The following is a 2,912-nucleotide window of genomic DNA, read 5'->3' on the forward strand; positions in this document are numbered from 1 at the left end:
GCGCGCGGCCTGGGCCGGCTTGCCCATCCAATCCGTCCCAGTTCGGGTTTGGTATCCGCCGCCCGGCGAACGCGTGACGCACTTCGACAAGCGGTTGGACAACCTCCGGCTGAGCAGGCTGCATGCCCGCTTGGTGTTCCGGCGCTTGTGGCCGGTCCCGCCGCGGCGTCTGGTGAGACCCGCCACGACCGTGAGCCTCTGGCGGCAACCCCGAGCGTTCCTGTCCAGCCTGCTGAAGACCAACGTGTCGCCATCCGGCCTGGCCGTGTCGGCGGGGCTAGGCGTGCTGCTGGGCTCCCTTCCCGTGTTCGGTTTTCATTCCCCGCTCATCCTGGCCGCCGCGCTGCGGCTGCACCTGAATCCCGCCATGGCCCTGGCTTCGCAGAACCTGTGCGCTCCGCCCTTCGTGCCGCTGCTGTGCATCCAGATCGGACACTATCTGCTGCACGGCTCGTGGCTGTCTGATTTCACCTACCAATCCTGGGTGATGGAGGCCGGCCCCCGTTTCCTCGAATGGTGGTTCGGCTCGCTGCTGCTGGGGCCCGCGCTGGCCGTGCTGACCGGATTGCTGGCCTTCCCGGCGCTGAGCGCCTTCCGGCGGCGCACGACATGAACACGGCTCCGCCCGCCACAACCGCCGGCGACGCCGGCACCGCCTCGGGGCGCAGGCGCGGAAATCCCCTGGGTTTCTGCCTCTTCAGCATCGCCACCCGTCTCACCGGGCTGAGGGGCGCCTACGGCCTGCTCTACCTCGTCTGCCCCTATTACCTGCTGTTCGACCGGCCAGCCGTCGCCGCCGCCCTTGCCTACCTGTGCCGTCGGTTCCCCGGCCGGTCGGGGTGGCGGCTCCGTGTCGATGTCCTCAAGCTCTTCATCAGCCTGGGCCGGGCTCTCATCGACCGCAATGCTGCGCGGTTCAGGGCGGGGCTTTTCCGTATTGAGTTTCCCTCCCTCGCGCACCTGGGCGCGCAACTCGCCTCGGACAAAGGGATGATCCTGCTGCTGGCGCATGTGGGCAACTGGCAGCTCGCCTTGGACGCTCTGCCCCGCGTCGGCCGCGCGGTGACGCTGGTCATGCGCCCAGAGGACAACCCTGCGGTGGCCAGCAACCTGCGGGTGAACCCGGCGGGTGAAGGCGTGCGCATCCTGACCGCGGGCGCCGACGCCGCGGGCGTCATCCATATCCTCCAGCGCATCGAGGCGGGCGACGTGGTGTGCTTGATGGCCGATCGTAGCTACCAGTTCCGGTCCGCTGCCGTTCCATTCCTCGGCGACACCGCGCGGATGCCGATCGGCCCGTACCAGCTGGCGCGCTCCGCCGGCTGTCCCGTCCTCTTCCTGTCCACCCACCGAGCGGGGCACCGCCATTACATCATCGAGGTGGAAACCATCCCGCCTCCCGACGCGGGTGCGGAGACGCGGGCCGGCTACCTGGCCGCCTGGGCGGGACGCTTCGCGGCGCGCCTGCAGGATTTTGCGCAGCGCCATCCCTACGAGGTGTTTCTCTTCCACGACATCTGGTCCATCGATTCCGCTTCTGCCGTTGACAACATCGAAAAGAGGTAACTATCTATGCCCGCGCGCGGGCCGAGCAGCGTAGGATTAGAGGGGACATGATGAGCACCACACGTGAACAGGAGTTGGCCGCCATCTCCGCCACGCTCAAGCAGCAACTGGTCAGCCAGCTGGCCTTGCGGGATATCACTCCGGAACAGATCCAGGACGACGAGCCGCTATTCGGCGAGGGATTGGGGCTCGACTCCCTCGACGCCGTGGAAATCGTCGTGATTCTGCAGCGCCTTTTCGAGATCCAGATCAAGGACATGGAAATCGGCCGGCAGGTGTTCCAATCGGTTTCCACCCTGTCCAATTTCATCCTCGCTCACCGCCCCGCCCCGCCGTCGGCGTGATCAATCCAGCGCCACCACGAAGACCACCGGGGCACCCGCCTGACCGAGGTAGCGATAACCGGCATGGGCGCCGTTTGCGCAGCCGGCCGGGCCCTGCCGGGTATCCTGCGCTCCTTTGCTGCGGGCGAGCGGCACTGCCATGCGCCGACCCGTATCAAGTCGCCGGCCAGGGGCCCCGTGTTCGAGGTAGACCAGGACTTCCCGCCCGGATCGGATCGCACACAGGAACTGGCCCGGCTGGCGCTCCAAGAGGCACTCGCCGAGGCCCGCTGGGCGGATCTCCCGGCCGATTGCCGGGTCGGCGTGTGCATGGGCACCACCGTGGCCTGCCAGTTGAACGACTTCGATTTCTACACCACCTATCGCGATTCCAAGCAGGCGTCGCTCGAACCGGCAAAACGCTATCTCGAGAACAGCCTGGCCGATGTGGTCGGCCGGTGGATCGGACGGCCCGGCCCGCGCCTGACCCTGACCAACGCCTGTTCGTCCAGCGCCGATGCCATCGGAGTGGCCCGTGAATGGATCCGCAGCGGGATTTGCGACGTCGCCCTGGCTGGTGGATCGGATGAGCTGAACCGGGTCCCGTACTGCGGCTTTCAAGCTCTCGGCGTGATGAGCGCGGCCCCCGTGATCCCATTCGACCGGGACCGGAGCGGCCTCAACCTAGGCGAGGGCGCGGCCATCGTTGTCCTGGAGAGCGAGGGCCACGCACGGCAGCGCGGCCTTCTCCCCGGGCTTTCCGTGCGCGGCTATGGGGCCGCCTGCGATGCCCATCACATCACCGCGCCCCACCCTGAGGGCCGCGGGCTGGAGCGTGCTATCGGGGCCGCCCTGGCGGAGGCCGGCGTGGCGCCGTCGGGCATCGATTTCGTAAACGCCCACGGAACCGGCACGAAGGAGAACGATCGCATCGAAGGCCGCCTGCTGGCCCGGCTTTTCGGCCCCGGGGTTCGTTTCCTCTCCACCAAGGGATTCACCGGCCACACCCTGGGCGCGGCCGGC

4 protein-coding genes are annotated in these 2,912 nt (G+C 67.9%); all 4 read left to right on the forward strand.

Features of this window, described 5'->3' with window-relative positions:
- On the forward strand, nt 1-613 hold a 613-nt coding region (locus tag ACXWUF_RS21500; protein ID WP_458503397.1), incomplete at its 5' end, for a DUF2062 domain-containing protein.
- Nucleotides 610-1,566 (forward strand): LpxL/LpxP family acyltransferase, encoded by a 957-nt coding sequence (locus ACXWUF_RS21505; protein ID WP_458503398.1) that lies wholly within the window; start codon nt 610-612, stop codon nt 1,564-1,566. The genes ACXWUF_RS21500 and ACXWUF_RS21505, both read left to right, overlap by 4 nt.
- Before the next feature lie 47 nt (nt 1,567-1,613).
- Nucleotides 1,614-1,910, forward strand: a complete 297-nt coding sequence (locus ACXWUF_RS21510; protein WP_458503399.1) for a phosphopantetheine-binding protein — start codon at nt 1,614-1,616, stop codon at nt 1,908-1,910.
- A gap of 54 nt (nt 1,911-1,964) precedes the next feature.
- The coding region (locus tag ACXWUF_RS21515; RefSeq protein ID WP_458503400.1) for a beta-ketoacyl-[acyl-carrier-protein] synthase family protein at nt 1,965-2,912 on the forward strand (948 nt) is incomplete at its 3' end.

The sequence above is a fragment of the Methylomagnum sp. genome (genome assembly GCF_054333355.1).